The organism is Aureimonas flava, assembly GCF_003583935.1.
GTDB classification, from domain to species: domain Bacteria; phylum Pseudomonadota; class Alphaproteobacteria; order Rhizobiales; family Rhizobiaceae; genus Aureimonas; species Aureimonas flava.
Map to the genome: position 1 here is coordinate 476,556 of NZ_QYRN01000001.1, position 17,006 is coordinate 493,561.

General features: G+C 69.7%; 15 protein-coding genes. 6 read left to right on the forward strand and 9 right to left on the reverse strand.

The window, feature by feature from the left end; genetic code table 11:
- The first annotated feature begins 94 nt into the window (after positions 1-94).
- The gene (gene cckA / locus D3218_RS02330) at positions 95-2,611 is read left to right on the forward strand and encodes a cell cycle histidine kinase CckA (protein WP_119538484.1); all 2,517 of its coding nucleotides are present in this window, start codon (positions 95-97) and stop codon (positions 2,609-2,611) included.
- On the opposite strand, the gene D3218_RS02335 is transcribed toward cckA, so the two are convergent.
- Both D3218_RS02335 and D3218_RS02340 read right to left on the reverse strand, forming a co-directional pair.
- Complete coding sequence (locus D3218_RS02335) at positions 2,568-3,527, reverse strand: pseudouridine-5'-phosphate glycosidase (RefSeq protein ID WP_119538262.1); 960 nt, start codon at positions 3,525-3,527, stop codon at positions 2,568-2,570. The genes cckA and D3218_RS02335 overlap by 44 nt on opposite strands.
- A 12-nt stretch (positions 3,528-3,539) precedes the next feature.
- The gene (locus D3218_RS02340; RefSeq protein ID WP_168990391.1) at positions 3,540-4,508 is read right to left on the reverse strand and encodes a PfkB family carbohydrate kinase; all 969 of its coding nucleotides are present in this window, start codon (positions 4,506-4,508) and stop codon (positions 3,540-3,542) included.
- A 148-nt stretch (positions 4,509-4,656) separates the two neighbouring features.
- Between D3218_RS02340 and recA the strand changes: the two genes are divergently transcribed.
- Positions 4,657-5,730 carry a recombinase RecA gene (gene recA / locus D3218_RS02345; protein WP_119538264.1) on the forward strand — a complete coding sequence of 358 codons (1,074 nt, stop codon included), beginning with the start codon at positions 4,657-4,659 and terminating at the stop codon, positions 5,728-5,730.
- A gap of 59 nt (positions 5,731-5,789) precedes the next feature.
- On the opposite strand, the gene D3218_RS02350 is transcribed toward recA, so the two are convergent.
- The 4 genes from D3218_RS02350 to D3218_RS02365 form a co-directional block, all read right to left on the reverse strand.
- Positions 5,790-6,833 carry a zinc-dependent alcohol dehydrogenase family protein gene (locus D3218_RS02350; protein ID WP_119538265.1) on the reverse strand — a complete coding sequence of 348 codons (1,044 nt, stop codon included), beginning with the start codon at positions 6,831-6,833 and terminating at the stop codon, positions 5,790-5,792.
- An 85-nt stretch (positions 6,834-6,918) separates the two neighbouring features.
- Positions 6,919-7,554, reverse strand: coding sequence for a phosphonate metabolism protein/1,5-bisphosphokinase (PRPP-forming) PhnN (phnN, locus tag D3218_RS02355; protein ID WP_119538266.1), 636 nt, complete (start codon positions 7,552-7,554; stop codon positions 6,919-6,921).
- Positions 7,547-8,695: an alpha-D-ribose 1-methylphosphonate 5-triphosphate diphosphatase gene (locus D3218_RS02360; RefSeq protein ID WP_119538267.1), complete on the reverse strand. Its 1,149-nt coding sequence runs from the start codon at positions 8,693-8,695 to the stop codon at positions 7,547-7,549. The genes phnN and D3218_RS02360 overlap by 8 nt, the downstream gene beginning before the upstream one ends.
- Entirely contained in the window at positions 8,692-9,369 is a 678-nt protein-coding gene (locus tag D3218_RS02365) for a DUF1045 domain-containing protein (RefSeq protein ID WP_119538485.1), read from the reverse strand. The genes D3218_RS02360 and D3218_RS02365 overlap by 4 nt, the downstream gene beginning before the upstream one ends.
- 565 nt (positions 9,370-9,934) lie before the next feature.
- Here D3218_RS02365 and alaS point away from each other — a divergent pair.
- Complete coding sequence (gene alaS / locus D3218_RS02370) at positions 9,935-12,589, forward strand: alanine--tRNA ligase (RefSeq protein ID WP_119538268.1); 2,655 nt, start codon at positions 9,935-9,937, stop codon at positions 12,587-12,589.
- A 66-nt stretch (positions 12,590-12,655) separates the two neighbouring features.
- On the opposite strand, the gene D3218_RS02375 is transcribed toward alaS, so the two are convergent.
- Entirely contained in the window at positions 12,656-13,021 is a 366-nt protein-coding gene (locus tag D3218_RS02375; RefSeq protein WP_136625044.1) for a PRC-barrel domain-containing protein, read from the reverse strand.
- 135 nt (positions 13,022-13,156) lie between these two features.
- Positions 13,157-14,371, reverse strand: a complete 1,215-nt coding sequence (locus D3218_RS02380; protein WP_119538270.1) for an NADP-dependent isocitrate dehydrogenase — start codon at positions 14,369-14,371, stop codon at positions 13,157-13,159.
- A gap of 195 nt (positions 14,372-14,566) precedes the next feature.
- Here D3218_RS02380 and D3218_RS02385 point away from each other — a divergent pair, with 195 nt between their 5' ends.
- Together D3218_RS02385 and murI are read left to right on the forward strand one after the other, a co-directional pair.
- Positions 14,567-15,340, forward strand: coding sequence for an RNA methyltransferase (locus D3218_RS02385; RefSeq protein ID WP_119538271.1), 774 nt, complete (start codon positions 14,567-14,569; stop codon positions 15,338-15,340).
- Positions 15,337-16,119 carry a glutamate racemase gene (gene murI / locus D3218_RS02390; protein WP_119538272.1) on the forward strand — a complete coding sequence of 261 codons (783 nt, stop codon included), beginning with the start codon at positions 15,337-15,339 and terminating at the stop codon, positions 16,117-16,119. The genes D3218_RS02385 and murI overlap by 4 nt, the downstream gene beginning before the upstream one ends.
- A gap of 5 nt (positions 16,120-16,124) precedes the next feature.
- On the opposite strand, the gene D3218_RS02395 is transcribed toward murI, so the two are convergent.
- On the reverse strand, positions 16,125-16,631 hold the full coding sequence (locus D3218_RS02395) for a hypothetical protein (RefSeq protein ID WP_119538273.1): 507 nt from the start codon (positions 16,629-16,631) through the stop codon (positions 16,125-16,127).
- 123 nt (positions 16,632-16,754) lie between these two features.
- Between D3218_RS02395 and D3218_RS02400 the strand changes: the two genes are divergently transcribed.
- Entirely contained in the window at positions 16,755-16,913 is a 159-nt protein-coding gene (locus D3218_RS02400) for a YqaE/Pmp3 family membrane protein (protein ID WP_019998473.1), read from the forward strand.
- The last annotated feature ends 93 nt before the right edge of the window (positions 16,914-17,006 follow it).

Genomic DNA, 17,006 nt, shown 5'->3' on the forward strand with positions numbered 1-17,006 from the left:
TTCTGCTCTAATCTGTTCGGCTTTGCCTCGGAAGGGTCGATCGTTCGCATATGGAACTTCTGCTGTGGACCAGACGCCCGCTTCCGCGCCGCCCATGAGCGACAAGCCCCTGATCGACGGACGGACCGACTCCGACGGCGTGCGCCGGCTTCTCTTCCTGGCCGGCTTCGTGTTCGTTTTCGCGGCCACGCTCGCGCTTCTGGGGCACTCCTACGGCGCGGTCGCGCTCCTCGCGATGTTCGCGATCCTGGCCATGTGCGGCATCATCGCCGTGTTCGCCCTGGCGCTCGGGTTCCTGCATGTCGGGCCGCGCCAGGCGGGGGCGGACATCGCGCGCGAGGCCCTGAACTCGCTGCCCACCGGCATGCTGGTGGCCGACCGCAAGGGCCGCATCGTCTACGCCAACCGCGCCTACGGCGAGGAGACCGGCGCCGCCGGCCCGTCCTCGGTGCGCAGCCTCGAACGCCTCCTTTCGCGCGAGGCGGAAGCCTCCGAGGCGATCTACCGCCTGGCCAATCTGGCGCGTGAGAACCGGTCCGGTCAGGAGGAATTCCGCCTGACCCGGCGTCTCGGCAGCACCGGCCCGTCCGCTCCGCACTGGTACCGCGCCTCCGTCGGGCCGTTCGGCGAGGATTCCGCCGGTCTGCAGCTCTGGCAGATCGCGGACATCACGCCCGAACGCGAGGAGCAGGAGTCCTTCTTCAAGAACCTCCAGCACGCGATCGACTACCTGGACCACGCGCCGGCCGGCTTCTTCGCCGCCGACGACCAGGGCCGCATCGCCTATATCAACGCCACGCTGGCCGACTGGCTGTCGCTCGACCTGGCGGCCTTCAAGCCCTATTCGCGCTCGATTCAGGACTATCTCGGCGAGGGCGCATCGAGCTTCCTGCGCCGCGCCGGCGAGCCGCGCACGCCGGGCGCCGTCGAGAGCTTCGACCTCGACCTCGTGACGGCCGCCGGCCAGCGCCTTCCGGTCCGCCTCCTGCGCAACGCAACGCGCACCGCCGACGGCGCGCCCGGCCTGACGCGCACGCTGGTGCTCGACCGCACGCCGCGCGGTGACGACGAGAACGCGCTGCGAGCCGCCGAGATCCGCTTCACGCGCTTCTTCAACTCCTCGCCCATGGCCATCGCTGCTATGGACGCGCAGGGCCGCGCGACGCGTGCGAACGCCGCTTTCGCCACGCTCTTCGGCGACGAGGCCGCGCTCGGCCGCACCACCGTCTCCGATTGCCTGCGCGAGCAGAACCGCGAGGCGTTGCGGCAGGCCGTCTCGGCGGCGATGCGCGGCCAGGCGGGCATCCCCTCGCTGGACGCCGACCTCGTCGGCGAGCCGACGCGCTCGGCGCGGCTCTACCTGAGCGCCAACACGGACGTCAGCGACGGCTCGGGCGAGGTGGCGATCCTCTACGGCGTCGACATCACGCAGCAGCGCACGCTGGAGGATCAGTTCGCCAAGGCCCAGCGCATGCAGGCCATCGGCAACCTCGCGGGCGGCATCGCGCACGACTTCAACAACGTCTTGACCATCATCACCGCCTCGGTGGACTTCCTCCTCCTGAACCACCGCACGGGCGATCCCTCGTTCCAGGATCTCCTGCTCATCAAGCAGAGCGCCAATCGCGCCGCTTCGCTGGTGCGCCAGCTCCTCGCCTACTCGCGCCGTCAGACCATGCGTCCGAAGATGCTGAACCTGACCGACGTCATCGCCGACATGCACCTCCTCCTGAAGCGGATCTCTGGCGACCTGGTGAAGCTGGAGCGCCAGCACGCGCGTGACCTCTGGCCCGTGATGGCCGATATCGGCCAGTTCGAGCAGGTGGTGACCAACCTCGTGCAGAACGCGCGCGACGCGATGTCCACCAACGGACGCGTCATCATCTCGACCCGCAACGTCCCCGCCGACGAGGCCGCGCAGTTCGGCTACAGCGAGCTCGGCGAAGGCGACTACGTGCTCATGGAAGTGTCGGACACCGGATCCGGCATGCCGGCCGACGTCGCCGAGCGCATCTTCGAGCCCTTCTTCACCACCAAGGAGATCGGCAAGGGCACGGGCCTCGGCCTTTCCATGGTCTATGGCATCGTCAAGCAGTCGGGCGGCTCGATCTTCGTGGAGACGCGGTCGGGCGAGGGCACGACGTTCCGCATCTTCCTGCCCCGCCACATCCCGGCCGAGGTCCCGGCCGGCAAGGGGGAGGCGCAGTCGCCGGCCGCCTCGATCGCCAAGCAGGACCTGTCCGGCACCGCTTCGATCCTTCTCGTGGAGGACGAGGACAACGTGCGCGCCGGCAACGTGCGCGCGCTCAAGATGCGCGGCTACGAGGTGCACGAGGCGTCGAGCGGCCTGGAGGCGCTGGAAGTGATGGAGGAGATCGACGGCAAGGTCGACCTCGTGGTCTCCGACGTCGTGATGCCCGAGATGGACGGCCCGACCCTCCTGCGCGAGATGCGCAAGCAGCGGCCGGACCTCAAGTTCATCTTCGTCTCCGGCTATGCCGAGGACGCCTTCGCCAAGAACCTGCCCGAAGGCGAGAAGTTTGGCTTCCTGCCGAAGCCGTTTTCGCTCAGGGAGTTGGCGGTAGCGGTGAAGGAAGCGCTGGAGGAGTAGTCTCCCGACGCGCCGCGGCCGCCACCGCGATGCGCGCGGCCAGCCGCGCGTTGGAGCGGACCAGGGCGATGTTGGCCTCGAGCGATCGGCCGCCGCTCAGCTCGAAGATCCGGCGCAGCAGGAAGGGCGTGACGTCCTTCCCCCTCGTTCCGGCGCCTTCCGCGTCGGCGAGCGCCGCCTCGATCCAGCCCGCCACGGTGGACCGGTCGATCTCCAGCTCGGGCGGCAGCGGATTGGCCACCAGCACGCCGCCGCCGAGGGATAGCGCGTCCCGCATGCGCCCGAAATCCGCGATGGCCTCCGGCGTGTCGAGGCGCAGCGGCGACGGGATGCCGGATCCGCGCGACCAGAAGGACGGCAGTTCGTCCACGCCGTAGCCGATCACCGGAACGCCCTTAGTCTCCAGCACTTCGAACGTCTTCTTCAGATCGAGGATCGCCTTGGCGCCGGCGCAGACCACGGTGACGGGTGTCCGCGCCAGCTCGTCGAGGTCCGCCGAGACGTCGAAGCTCGTTTCCGCGCCCCGGTGGACCCCGCCAATGCCGCCGGTGGCGAAGGTGCCGATACCCGCGAGCGCCGCCGCGATCATCGTCGCCGCCACGGTGGTGGAGCCGGTGCGACCCGTCGCCATCGCAAAGGGCAGGTCGGCGCGCGACAGCTTCATCGCGCCCTGCGTCTGCCCGAGGGCGAGCAGCTCATGATCCGAAAGGCCGATCCTCAGCACCCCGTCGAGCACCGCGACGGTCGCCGGCTCGGGACCTTCCGCGCGGATCAGTCCCTCGACGCCCCGCGCCATCTCGACGTTCTGGGGCCAGGGCATGCCGTGGGTGATGATGGTGGACTCCAGCGCCACCACGGGGCGGCCCGCGTCCAGCGCGGTCTGGACGGGCGGGGAGCAGAGAAAGGGTTGCGGCACGGCGGGTCTCCGTCAGGCGGACAAGGGGCGGGGAGCGGGAAGGGCGTCGGCGGCGTCTTCGGCCGCGGCGGCGGACGCGGCATCGAGGCCGGGGCCGATGCGCAGGGCGGCCGCCACGAGGCCGGTGCGCACCGCGGCGGCGAAGGGGCGATTGCGGAGGAACGTGCCGAACGTCGCGCCCGCCAGCGTGTCGCCGGCTCCGACGACGTCGGAGATCTGCGGCACCTGCGGCGGCGTCTGGCGCCAGGCGGCCTCGCCGTCGATCACCAGCACGTCGCGCGGGCCATCGGTCGCCACGGCCCGGCGCAGCCCGGCACGTGTCGCCGCACTCACGAAGTCCGTATCCGTCGCTTCCGCCGCAAGCCCCAGCAGGCTCGCCATCTCGGCGCGCGAGGCGAAGAGCACGGCGAGGCGCGACAGCGCGTCGGCGAGACGCGGCGCCTTGGCGGGCGAGACGGCAATGGCGGCGACGGGAAGGTCCCGCTGTTGGTGCGCCAAATGCCGCAGCGAAGCGGCGGAGAGGTTGGCGTCGATCAGGAGCCCGTCGGCGGCAGCCAAACGGTCCGCCAGATGGCGGCGGGCGAGCGTGCGCGGCAGCAGCCGGTCGTAGATCTCCATATCCGCCACGCCGCCGATCAGCTCGCCGGACGCGTCCACCATCGCCGTGAAGGTCGCCGAGCGTCGATCGAGCCAGGCGATCCGCCCGTCCCCGATCCCGGCGCGATCCAGCGCGTCGCCGATGCGCTCGGCCACCGCGTCGCCGCCGCAGGCGCTGACCAGATGGGCCCGGGCGCCGAACGCGCGCAGCGCCAGCGCCGCGTTGAACGCGGCCCCGCCGAGGCGTTCCGTGAGCCGGCCCGGGTTCGAGCAACCCGGTCGGAACGGGCCGAGGCTCGCGGCCACGCGATCGAGATGCGCCGCGCCGACAAGCACCACCGAGGGGCCGTCGGCGACGGAAGGCGTTAACCCGCCGTCAACCATCGTGCCGCGCCTCGCGGGCGCGAATCGGGCCGCCGGCATGAGAACAAATCGCGATCATCGCTTGCAAAATGAGAACAAAAGAGGTACATGAAGGCACGCGGCATCGACGTTGCACCCCAACAGTCCTCATGGAATAAGGTCCTGCCCCATGGCCCAGAATTCACTCCGTCTCGTTGAGGATACATCGGTGGACAAAACAAAGGCGCTCGACGCAGCCCTGTCGCAGATCGAGCGGGCTTTCGGCAAGGGCTCCATCATGCGCCTCGGCGCGACCGAGAAGCTCGATATCGAGACGGTGTCCACCGGCTCCCTCGGTCTCGACATCGCGCTCGGCGTCGGCGGCTTGCCCAAGGGTCGCATCGTCGAGATCTACGGCCCGGAATCGTCTGGCAAGACGACGCTGGCGTTGCACACGGTGGCCGAGGCGCAGAAGGCCGGCGGCATCTGCGCCTTCGTCGACGCGGAGCATGCACTCGACCCGGTCTATGCCCGCAAGCTCGGCGTCGACCTCGACAACCTCCTGATCTCGCAGCCCGACACGGGCGAGCAGGCGCTGGAGATCGTGGACACGCTGGTGCGCTCGGGCGCGATCGACGTGCTGGTGGTGGACTCGGTCGCCGCGCTCACGCCGCGCGCGGAGATCGAGGGCGAGATGGGCGACTCGCTGCCGGGCATGCAGGCGCGCCTGATGAGTCAGGCGCTGCGCAAGCTCACCGGCTCGATCTCGCGCTCCAAGTGCATGGTCGTCTTCATCAACCAGATCCGCATGAAGATCGGCGTCATGTTCGGCTCGCCGGAGACCACCACGGGCGGCAACGCGCTGAAGTTCTATGCCTCCGTGCGTCTCGACATCCGCCGCATCGGCTCCATCAAGGAGCGCGAGGAGGTGACGGGCAACCAGACCCGCGTGAAGGTGGTGAAGAACAAGCTCGCGCCGCCGTTCAAGCAGGTGGAGTTCGACATCATGTACGGCGAGGGCGTGTCGAAGGTCGGCGAGCTGGTCGATCTCGGCGTGAAGTCCGGCATCGTCGAGAAGTCGGGAGCCTGGTTCTCCTACAATTCGCAGCGCCTCGGCCAGGGCCGCGAGAACGCCAAGCAGTTCCTGCGCGACAACCCGGCCGTTTCCGCCGAGGTGGAGGCCGCCATCCGGCAGAACGCCGGGCTGATCGCCGAGCAGCTCCTCCAGAACGGCGGGCCGGAGCCCGGCGAGGACGCCGAGTGAGACGAACGAAGAGGGCGCCGCGAGGCGCCCGTTTTTTCTGCGCCGCTCCCTTCGGTGCGTCAGAGGCGCGGATCGATCATGGCGATGCCGTCCGGCGCCGTGGTGCCCATGGCCGTCAGCACCGGCACCGCCGCTTCCAGCGAATAGGTCTCGCCGAGAAGGCGTTCAGGATGAAGCCGTCCGGCCAGGATCATGTCCAGCATCGCGCCGTAGCGCCAGGACTGCATGCCGTGGCTGCCGTAGATCTCGAGCTCGTGCGCGATCACCTGCGCCATCGGGACCGACGCCTGCGCATTCTCCGCCAGCATCAGCCCGACCTGCACGTGGCGACCGCGCCGCCGAAGATTGGCAACCGAATTGAAGCAGGTTTCGGGATGGCCGAGCGCGTCGAGCGACAGGTGCGCGCCGCCGCCGGTGATCTCGCGCACGGCTTCCACCACCGACGGGACGGCGCGGGCGTCGACGCAGGCTTCCGCGCCCATGGCGCGGGCGAACGCCAGCTTCGCGGGCGCGACGTCCACCGCCACCACGCGGGCGCCCATCGCGGCGGCGATCATGATCGCCGAAAGACCGACGCCGCCGGCGCCGTGCACGGCCACCCATTCGCCTCCGCGCACGCGCCCCTGGTCCACCACCGCACGGAACGACGTCGCGAAGCGGCAGCCGAGGCTCGCGGCCGTCGCGAAATCCATCACGTCCGGCAGGCGCACCAGGTTGTGGTCGGCGCGGTCTATGGCGACGAACTCGGCGAAGGAGCCCCAATGGGTGAAGCCGGGCTGGAACTGGGCTTCGCAGACCTGCTGCTGCCCGGACCGGCACTCGCCGCAATGTCCGCAGGCCGCGATGAACGGCACGGTCACCCGGTCGCCCCGGCGAAAGCTCCGCACCTGTGCGCCGACTGCCGACACGACGCCGGCGAACTCGTGGCCCGGCACGTGCGGCAGGCGGATATCGGGATCATGCCCGATCCAGCCGTGCCAGTCGCTGCGGCAGAGGCCCGTCGCCATCACCTCGATCACCACGCCGTCGGGCGCCGGCGTCGGGTCGGGCACCCGGCGGATGGCGGGCTCCGCTCCGAACCTTTCGAAGATCATGGCCTTCATGGACGCGCTCCCTCGGTCGATCCGTCCTGTCGATCCGATGCCTGCCCGACCGTCAAGCGTCGAGGATCGCCGTCCGCGCTTTGGCTCACGATTCCTCATGCCTGTCGGGGCCGACGTGCCCCTCGGGATCTGCATGACCGGCGAGTTCTGCGGCGAAGGACAGGAGGTGCCGCCGCAGGCGCTCGGCGCCCGCGGCGGCAGGTCCGCCGTTGTCGATCCGCACCAAGCCGCGTGCGACCTCCGGCATCCGTAGTCCGACCTGCCGTGCGAGGCGCGCCTCGATCTCGTCCGGCGTTTCGCGTCCGCGCGCGGCGATCCGCTCCACCAACACGGCGCGGGGTGCCGTGATCTCGACCGCCGCGATGCCGCCGAACCGCGCGTCCGCCTCGCGCAGAGAGCGGCGCGACAGGTTGGCGACCACGATCCGGCCGGTGCGGATCTCGTCCTCCACCGCGCGGGGCAGCCCGTAGGCGAGGCCGTGCGCCCGCCAGCTGAGGCAGAACCCGCCCTCCGCTTCCGTCGCTGCGAAGGCGTCCGGCGAGAGACAGTCATGCTCCTCCGTTTCGCCGTCGCAGGGCCGAGTGATGACGCGCCGCGCAAGGCGGATGCGCGGCTCGCCGTCGAGGCGCTCGAAGGCCAGGCGGATCAGCGTATCCTTGCCCGCGCCGCTCGGCCCGACCACCGCCACCAGGAGGCCCGGGCATCGCCCTTCGTCACGCAACGCGGCGGCCCTCGCGCCAGACGCTGCGCACCACTGGCGGCGTCGCGGCGCCGGGTTGCGCGCGCACGCGGATGAGGTCGGCCCGCAGGCCGGGCGCGATGACGCCGCGATCGGCGAGCCCAGCGACGCGCGCCGGCGTGCTGCTGACCATGGCGACCGCCTCCGGTAGGCCGATCGTTCCCGCCATGAGGAACGCCGCCTGAACGAGGCTGAACGGCACGTAGTCCGAGGACAGGACGTCGAGCACACCGATCTCGACGAGTTCCGCGGCCGAGACGTTGCCCGAGTGCGAGCCGCCCCGCACCACGTTGGGCGCGCCCATCAGCACCGAGAGGCCCGCCTCGCGCGACAGCCGCGCCGCCTCCAGCGTGGTCGGGAACTCGGCCAGCGCGATGCCGAGCTCGCGGCTCTCCTCGACATGCGCGGCGGTGGCGTCGTCGTGGCTGGCGAGGGTGATGCCGGCCCGGCGGCAGCGGTCGGCGATGGCGCGGCGGTTGCCGGCCGAGTTCGCCTCCGATTCGCCGATCCGCCGGGCGCAGAAGGCATCGAACGCGGCGTCCGACATCCGCATCTTGCCCTGGTAGTAGGCGCGATAGGTCGCAAGGTCCACGAACTGCCGCTGGCCGGGCGCGTGGTCCATCAGCGAAGCAAGGCGAACCCGATCGTTGCCCACCAGCGCCGCGAAGCTCGGCAGCACGTCGGGCGCCGAAACCTCGCATCGCAGGTGGATGAAGTGCTCGGCGCGCAGGCGGTCGTCGCGGACCGCCTCGTCGATCGCCGTCGCCATGGCGATCATGTCGGCGGAGCCGAGCGCGGCGTCCTCGTCCATGCCGACGCGCAGCGCATCGAAGACGGTGGTGATGCCGGACGCCGAGACCTGCGCATCGTGCGCCTGGAGCGCCGCGTGCATGTTCCAGCGCACCTTGGGCCGGGGCAGGTAGTGCCCTTCCAGGTGGTCGGTGTGCAGCTCCACGAGGCCGGGCAGCAGATGGTCGCCGTCGCAGTCGGTGCCCGCGCGCGAGGCGCCGGTGGAGATGTCGGCAATGCGCCCGCCGCGCACCAGGACGCTGCCGTGCACGATCTCGTCCGCCAGGACGATCCGGGCGTTTGTGAACGCCTCTTCGGGGGAATGGCTGCTCATGTCTGTCTCGTTCGCGATTCGGTCGAAAGCGGATGGAGGGCACGGACGCGGAAGGGGGCGCCGGGCTCGTCCTCGACGAAGAGGGCAAGCCCGTCGACCGGCAGCGGGCAACCGAGCACCGGGGCGAAGTGGCGGCGAAGCCGAGCGTCCACCGCTGCCGCATCCGGCTCGTCCACCGGGCCGGTCAGCGTCATGTGGAAGCGGAATTCCTCGAACACGTAGGGATAGCCCCACGCGTCCAGAAGGGCGCGCTGCCGTTCCGTGAGCCGGTCCGGAGCCCGGCGCGCCCGCTCGGCGTCGCTGAGGGGCGCTCGGAACCGCTCGAACTGCCGCACGGTTTCGCCGGCTAGCGCGTCGAGGTCGGGCAGGGCCTCGTCGGGCACGAGGGCGAAGAAGCGCCCGATGCGACGGAGCGCCAGGCGCGGGATCTCCGTCGCGGCCCGCGCGGCGCAGAAGGCGGCAAGGCCTCGGTCGATCTCCTCCGGCGTGTGGCCGTCGCGAAGGCGCATCGGCGGCTTCATCGTGGCGTGGAACCCGTAGCGAGCGGGCTCGGCCACCAGCGCGTCGGCGACGCTCGCGCCACCGGTCGCGAAGGCGTCGCGTCCCAGCCACTCGGCTGCGAGCCGGGTGACCGGCGCATCGCGCGGCGGCGTGAAGTAGAGGGCGACACGCATCAGGTGCTCCGTTTCCCGACGATTCGCCGCGATCGAGTTCCCCGCCGGAACGTGCTGGTCGACCGCGACCGGCAAGGTCCTCGGATGATAGGGCCGGACGCGCGCCACGAACAGCGTTCCCGCGGCATCGTCTCCTGCCGCCGGAGCGATCGCCACGTCGCTGCGCGGCGGAAGGACGACCACCGCGAGGCCGACCCGATCCATTCCGGCTGCGTGTATCCGTAGATCATTCATTCGAAGATCCGGTCGTGTCCGCGCCGAAACGTGGGGGCCAGGGTCGAATACCGTCGGCACCCGCTGCCTTGATCGCGGGATTCCCGTGCGACAACCGCTCGTAGCCACGGCATCCATATGGGGCATAGCCAAGGTGGGAGGCGATCGGTCCCATCCGACGACGCATGATCGAGACCCAGCGACCCGCCCGCATTTCCCGCGGAGCGGAGGCTTCCGTGCGTCCGCTTCCGGAGCCGGCTCGGCGGCATGGACAGGGTTCCGGCCCGTCGCTAAAAGGCTGGCGCTGCGGCGTATTCGCGCCGCGATCCTATCCGAGACTTAAGGGTTTCCCATGAGCGGCGTGAACGAGATCCGGTCGACGTTCCTCCAGTACTTCGCGAAGAACGGCCACGAACCGGTCGCCTCCTCGCCGCTGGTGCCGCGCAACGACCCGACGCTGATGTTCACCAACGCCGGCATGGTGCAGTTCAAGAACGTCTTCACCGGTCTCGAGAAGCGCCCCTACAGCCGCGCCACCACGGCGCAGAAGGTGGTTCGCGCCGGCGGCAAGCACAACGACCTCGACAACGTCGGCTACACCGCGCGCCACCACACCTTCTTCGAGATGCTCGGCAACTTCTCGTTCGGCGACTATTTCAAGGAGGAGGCGATCGGCCTCGCCTGGAACCTCGTCACCCGGGAGTTCGGCCTCGACAAGTCGCGCCTGCTGGTCACCGTCTACTCCGAGGACGAGGAGGCGGCCCGCCTCTGGAAGTCGATCGCCGGCTTCTCCGACGATCGCATCATCCGGATCCCGACCTCGGACAACTTCTGGACCATGGGCGAGACGGGGCCCTGCGGCCCGTGCTCCGAGATCTTCTACGACCAGGGCGAGAGCGTCTGGGGTGGACCTCCGGGCTCGGCCGAGGAAGACGGCGACCGCTTCCTCGAATTCTGGAACCTCGTCTTCATGCAGTTCGAGCAGGTCTCGCCCGGCGAGCGCCTCGACCTGCCGCGCCCGTCGATCGACACCGGCATGGGCCTGGAGCGCATGGCCGCGATCCTCCAGGGCGTGACCTCGAACTACGAGACGGACCTGTTCCGACGCCTCATCGCCGCTGTCGAGGAAGCGATCGGCTCGCGCGCCGAAGGCGGCGCGCTGGCGTCACACCGCGTGATCGCCGACCACCTGCGCGCCACCGCCTTCCTGATCGCCGACGGCGTGCTGCCCTCCAACGAGGGCCGCGGCTACGTCCTGCGCCGTATCATGCGCCGGGCCATGCGCCACGCGAAGCTGCTGGGCGCGCGCGAGCCGGTGATCTATAAGGTGCTGCCGACGCTGGTGGCCGAGATGGGCCGGGCATATCCCGAGCTGGTGCGGGCCGAAGCCCTGATTTCGGAGACGCTGGAGCTCGAGGAGCGGCGCTTCCTGACGACCCTCGACCGGGGCCTGTCGCTGCTCAACGACGCGTCGACCTCGCTCGGCCAGGGCGACATGCTGGACGGCGAGACCGCCTTCAAGCTCTACGACACCTACGGCTTCCCGCTCGACCTGACTCAGGACGCGCTACGTGCGCGCGGCGTCGGCGTCGATCTTGCCGGTTTCGATTCCGCCATGCAGCGGCAGAAGGCCGAGGCGCGGGCAAGCTGGACCGGCTCGGGCGAGGCGGCGGCGGAGACCGTCTGGTTCGCCATCCGCGAGCGCGAGGGCGCGACCGAGTTCCTGGGCTACGACACCGAGACCGCCGAGGGCCAGGTGCGCGCGCTGGTGCGCGACGGCGCCGAGGTGCAGAGCGTTTCGGCGGGCGAGGAGGCGGCGGTGGTCCTGAACCAGACGCCTTTCTACGCCGAATCGGGCGGCCAGGTCGGCGACACCGGGACGCTGCGCGGCGAGGGCGTCCGCTTCGTGGTGACCGACACGCAGAAGGTCGCCGACGGGCTGTTCATCCATCGCGGCAAGGTGGCCGAGGGCGTTCTGAAGACGGGCGCGCCGCTCGAGCTCACGGTCGACCACGTCCGTCGCTCGCGCGTGCGCGCCAACCATTCGGCGACCCATCTCCTGCACGAGGGCCTGCGCGAGGTGCTGGGCACCCATGTCGCCCAGAAGGGCTCCATGGTCTCACCCGACCGCCTGCGCTTCGACTTCTCGCACCCGAAGCCGGTTGAGGCCGAGGAGCTGGCGCGCATCGAGGCGCTCGCCAACGAGGTGATCCGCGAGAACGCGCCGGTGGAGACGCGCCTGATGGCGGTGGACGACGCGATCGCGCTCGGCGCCATGGCGCTGTTCGGCGAGAAGTACGGCGACGAGGTTCGCGTCGTGTCGATGGGCGGACCCAAGGACGGCAGCGCCAAGGCGGCCTATTCCATCGAGCTCTGCGGCGGAACGCATGCGCGCGCCACCGGCGACATAGGGCTGGTGCATGTCGTCTCGGAAAGCGCGGTGGGCGCCGGCGTTCGCCGCGTCGAGGCGCTGACGGGCGAGGCGGCGCGCGACCATTTCCTGGAGCAGGACGCCCGCGTGCGCCGCATCGCCGCCTCTCTCAAGGTCGGCCCGGCCGAAATCGCCGATCGCGTCGAGGCGCTGGTCGAGGAGCGCCGCCGCCTGGAGCGCGAGCTCACCGAGGCGCGCAAGAAGCTGGCGCTGGCCGGCGACGGCTCGTCCTCGTCCTCGGCGCCGAAGGAGATCGGCGGCGTGGCCTTCGTCGGACGCGTCCTCGACGGCGTGTCGGCGAAGGATCTGAAGGGCCTGGTGGACGAGGTGAAGGCCGGGCTCGGCTCCGGCGTCGTCGCCTTCGTCGGCGTGGCGGACGGGAAGGCAAGTGTCGTGGTGGGTGTCACCGCCGACCTCACGGCGCGCTTCAGCGCGGTGGATCTCGTGCGCGCCGCGTCCGAGGCCATCGGCGGCAAGGGCGGCGGCGGGCGGCCGGACATGGCGCAGGCCGGCGGCCCGGACGCCGATCGAGCCGACGCGGCGATCGCCGCGATCGAGGCACGGCTCGCCGCCTGATCCCGCGCGAACGCGGCCGGGAAACGAGATGGGAAAGGGCGCCGCGAGGCGCCCTTTCTCATGGGATCAGTCGTCGTAGGTCGGGAACGACGCGACCTCGGCGGCCGAGGTGCTGAGCGTCAGCCGGTTTCCGTCCGGCATGAAGCGGTCGATCGGGATCACGCGGTCGCCGGTGAAGCCGGTGGTGCTCCCGTTGAAGTCGACCACCAGGGCGGTGGGCGTGTTGGCGTCCGTGCCGAGCACTTCCTCGACCTCGCCGAGCTCGACGCCCGCCGGGTTCAGGACCCTAGCATCCTCGACCGCGTCCGCGGTCATGTTCCAGGGCATCAGCATCACGCTGTCCTCGACCTCGACGAGGGAAGCGGTCTGAGCCTGGGCGGCCGATGCCGAAATCAGCGCGGCGCCGGCGGCGGCAAGAAGCATACGGTGCATTGGAAATTCTCCCGTGCGGTTCGATAGGCCGCTAACGGTGCCCTCCGAGGACGGTTCCTCGACAAGTTCGTGATCCGAAACGAAAAAACCCGGCCTCGCGGCCGGGTTTCCGTGGGGATTCTAGGGGCAGCCCTATCAGGCCGCCATCGCCTTCTTGAGGTTCTCGTCGATCTTGTCGAGGAAGCCGGTGGTCGACAGCCACGGCTGATCCGGGCCGATCAGGAGCGCGAGGTCCTTGGTCATGTGGCCGGCCTCAACCGTGTCGATGCAGACGCGCTCCAGCGTGTCGGCGAAGCGCTTCAGCTCGGCGTTGTCGTCGAGCTTGGCGCGATGCGCGAGGCCGCGCGTCCAGGCGAAGATCGAAGCGATGGAGTTCGTGGAGGTCTCCTGCCCCTTTTGGTGCTGGCGGAAGTGGCGCGTCACCGTGCCGTGGGCCGCCTCGGCCTCGACCGTCTTGCCGTCCGGCGTCATCAGCACCGAGGTCATCAGGCCGAGCGAGCCGAAGCCCTGCGCCACGATGTCGGACTGCACGTCGCCGTCGTAGTTCTTGCACGCCCAGACGTAGCCGCCCGACCACTTCAGCGCGGAGGCCACCATGTCGTCGATCAGGCGGTGCTCGTAGGTCAGCTTGCGCTTGTCGAACTCGGCCTTGAACTCGGCGTCGAACACCGCCTGGAAGATGTCTTTGAAGCGGCCGTCATACGCCTTGAGGATCGTGTTCTTGGTGGACAGGTAGACCGGGTAGCCGCGCAGCAGGCCATAGTTGAACGAGGCGCGGGCGAACTCGCGGATCGAGTCGTCGAGATTGTACATCGCCATCGCGACACCGGACGACGGCGCCTGATAGACCTCGTGCTCGATCGTCTCGCCGTCCTCGCCGACGAACTTGATCGAGAGCGTGCCCTTGCCGGGGAACTTGAAGTCGGTCGCGCGGTACTGGTCGCCGAAGGCGTGGCGGCCGACGATGATCGGCTGGGTCCAGCCGGGCACGAGGCGCGGCACGTTCTCCATGATGATCGGCTCGCGGAAGATCACGCCGCCGAGGATGTTGCGGATCGTGCCGTTCGGCGACTTCCACATCTTCTTGAGCTTGAACTCCTCGACGCGCTGCTCGTCGGGGGTGATCGTGGCGCACTTCACGCCGACGCCGTGCCGCTTGATCGCGTTGGCGGAATCGATCGTCACCTGGTCGCTCGTGGCGTCGCGGTTCTCGACCGACAGGTCGTAGTACTCGAGATCGATGTCGAGATAGGGGTGGATCAGCTTGTCCTTGATGTACTGCCAGATGATCCGGGTCATCTCGTCGCCGTCGAGCTCCACGACCGGATTCTGGACCTTGATCTTCGCCATCGATGCTTTCCCCTGGGATTGCGCCCGGCCGGACGGCGCGCGCGCTTTCGGATGATGGGGGCGGGCGCCCCCGACATGATGGCGCGGCTATAGCATCGCCCCCCAGCCGCGCAAAGCCGCGGCGGCCTTTGCGCCGCCCGCCGGCATCGGATAATCGTGCGCGGCATTCGCGGGAACAGGCAGGGGCGAGCACACGTGGCCGGCACCAACAGAAACGACGAGAACCGGACGGGCGGTCCCGCCATCATCCTCGTCGAACCCCAGCTCGGCGAGAACATCGGCATGGTGGCGCGCGCCATGGCCAATTTCGGGCTGGACGACCTGCGTCTCGTCAATCCGCGCGACGGCTGGCCCAACGAGAAGGCGCGGGCCAGCGCCTCGCGCGCCGACCACGTGATCGACGCCGTGCGCCTGTTCGACACGGTGGAGGCTGCGGCGGCGGACCTGACCTATCTCCTCGCCACCACAGCGCGGCCGCGATACTCGGTGAAGGCCGTGCGCGGGCCGGAGGAGGCCGGCGCCGAACTGCGCGCCCGCATCCACGCCGACCAGCCGGCCGGCATCCTGTTCGGGCGGGAGCGATTCGGATTGTCGAACGAGGAGATCGACCTCGCCGACGAGATCGTCACCTTTCCGGTCAACCCGGCCTTCGCCTCGCTCAACATCGCCCAGGCGGTGCTCCTGATGAGCTACGAGTGGATGAAGTCCGGGCTGGAGGAGGGTGCCGCGCCCCGCTTCACCGCCCCCGAGCTCGTCCCCGCGCCCAAGGACGACCTCTACCGCTTCTTCGACCACCTCGAAACCTCGCTCGACACCACCAACTTCTTCTTCCCGCCCGAGAAGCGCGAGGCGATGGTCCATAACCTGCGGGTCATGATGACGCGCGCGGGCTTCTCCGAACCCGAGCTGCGTATGCTTCGCGGCGTCTTGCGCGCCTTCGACCATCGGATCGAGAGGGGCACGAAATGACGGAGCGTCCGGTTCTCCTGTTCGATTCCGGCATCGGCGGGCTGACGGTGCTGCGCGAGGCGCGCGTGCTGATGCCCGAGCGGCGCTTCGTCTACGTCGCGGACGACGCCGCCTTTCCCTACGGCGATTGGGAGGAGGAGGCGCTTCGGGAGCGCATCGTCGGCCTGTTCGGCGGCCTGATCGAAGAGCACGACCCGGCGCTCTGCATGATCCCGTGCAACACGGCCTCGACGCTCGTGCTGGCGGATCTTCGCGCCGCCTTTCCGCAGATGCAGTTCGTGGGCACCGTGCCGGCCATCAAGCCGGCGGCGGAGCGAACGCGCTCCGGCCTCGTGTCCGTGCTGGCGACGCCGGGCACGGTGAAGCGGCAGTACACGCGCGACCTCGTCACCCAATGGGCCGCCAAATGCGAGGTCGAGCTCGTCGGCAGCGTCCGCCTCGCCGCGCTGGCCGAGACCTACATGCGGCACGGTTTCGTGGAGGAGGAGGCGGTGGCCGCCGAGACCGCGCCGTGCTTCGTGGAACGCGAAGGGCGGCGCACCGACATCGTGGTGCTGGCCTGCACGCACTATCCGTTCCTCGCCAACCGCATGCGCAAGACCGCACCCTGGCCGGTGGACTGGCTCGATCCCGCTGAGGCCATCGCGCGCCGCGCGCTGTCGCTGCTCGCGCCGGCGAAGGGGGAGATGCCGTCGGGGCCCGACCGCGCGATCTTCACGGGTGGCGGGCCGGACGCGGCGACGCGCTCGCTGATCCGCGGGTTCGGCCTCGTCGCCTGACCGGCTCAGATCCGGCCGAGCGAGATGTCGGAGGTGCGTCGGCTCGCGCCGTCGACCTGGTCGGTCACCGACAGCGAGAAGGCGCCACCCCCTTCGTTGCGGATGGTCATCACCGCCGTGCGGTCGCCGTGGACAACCACGGGATAGGTCAGCGTGAAGGTCAGCGTGTCGCCCCGCAGCCGCCCGTTCGAGAGCTGCGACACGCCACGCGTCGAGCCTGTATAGGAGCCGGAGAAGCGGCCGCTGCCTGGATCGAACCGGATGTCCGCGCCGATCTCGCGTCGCACGATCACCGCCGCGCGACACGTGCCGGCGATACGCAGGCGGTTCTCCCCCGCCAGGGTGCCGTCCACCGTGCAGGACACGCGACGGGGCGAACTGTCCTGTTCGCGCTGCACCGAGCCCGAGCCGCGAAACGAGCCCTCGAAGCGGGAGAGGAACTGCGGGTCGGCGTGCGCGGGCGTGGAACAGAGGAGGGCGCCCAGCAGGAGGGCGCTAGAAATTCTCGTCATCGGATGGGCTCCGGATCTGGCCGGCACGGATCGGTTCGCCGACGGCGCCGCTTGAGTGTCGAGAACGGAACGGATGGGGTGCCATATCGTTCGTCACACGGACGAAAAACCAACGGGCTGACCATGGACCTCATCAAGATCATCTTCGCCATCCTGCTGCCGCCGCTCGGCGTGTTCCTGGAAGTCGGGCTCGGCAAGCATTTCTGGATCAACATCATCCTGACGCTCCTCGGCTACATTCCCGGCATCGTCCACGCGGTCTGGGTGATCGCCCGCAAGTGACCGCAACGGCTTGACTTCCGGCCCCCCGGCCAATAGGGACTGCGCGTCGGCGGATCGAAAGGTCCGCCGGTTTCATTTTTACGTGTCCCGTGG